The organism is Pseudomonas sp. NPDC079367 (assembly GCF_044542195.1).
Taxonomy (GTDB): domain Bacteria; phylum Pseudomonadota; class Gammaproteobacteria; order Pseudomonadales; family Pseudomonadaceae; genus Aquipseudomonas.
Map to the genome: position 1 here is coordinate 1 of NZ_JBITTW010000059.1, position 730 is coordinate 730.

Sequence of the window (730 nt, forward strand, 5' to 3'; positions counted from 1 at the left end):
CCTGTTCTGCCTTGGTCTGGTCGGACTGATGGTCAGCCGCAACATATTGTTCGTGTTGATGAGTCTGGAAGTGATGATGAACGCCTCTGCCCTGGCCTTCATCGTTGCGGGCGCCCGCTGGGCGCAGCCGGATGGACAGATCATGTTCATCCTGGTGATCAGCCTTGCAGCGGCCGAGGCCAGTATTGGTCTGGCGATCCTGCTGCAACTGTATCGCCGCTTCCACACGCTCGATATCGACGCTGCCAGTGAGATGCGCGGATGAACCTGATCTTTCTGACTTTCGTATTTCCTCTCATCGGTTTCCTGCTGCTGTCGTTCTCCCGTGGACGCTGGTCGGAAAACCTCTCGGCGCTGGTCGGCGTGGGTTCCATTGGCTTGTCGGCGATTGTCACCGCCTACGTCATCTGGCAATTCAACGTCGCGCCTCCAGAAGGCGGTCACTACACCCTGGTGCTGTGGCAGTGGATGGCGGTGGAAGGCTTCAAGCCTGATTTCGCCCTGTACATCGACGGCCTGTCGATCACCATGCTCGGCGTGGTGGTCGGCGTCGGTTTCCTGATCCACCTCTTCGCGTCCTGGTACATGCGCGGCGAAGCGGGTTACTCACGCTTCTTCTCGTACACCAACCTGTTTATCGCCAGCATGCTGTTCTTTGTGCTCGTTGTTTATCTGTTGTTCATTTTTTTGTTCTGGTTTGTCGTGTGCTTTTGTTGTTTGCTGTTTATTT

The 730-nt window shown here is 55.9% G+C and carries 1 protein-coding gene and 1 pseudogene; both read left to right on the top strand.

What is annotated here, in order from left to right; all coding sequences use genetic code 11:
* Nucleotide 1 precedes the first annotated feature (1 nt).
* Nucleotides 2-265, top strand: a complete 264-nt coding sequence (nuoK, locus tag ACIGDJ_RS27015; RefSeq protein ID WP_397504668.1) for an NADH-quinone oxidoreductase subunit NuoK — start codon at nucleotides 2-4, stop codon at nucleotides 263-265.
* Nucleotides 262-730 (top strand): annotated as a pseudogene (locus ACIGDJ_RS27020) (NADH-quinone oxidoreductase subunit L); the annotation flags it as partial. The gene nuoK and the pseudogene ACIGDJ_RS27020, both read left to right, overlap by 4 nt.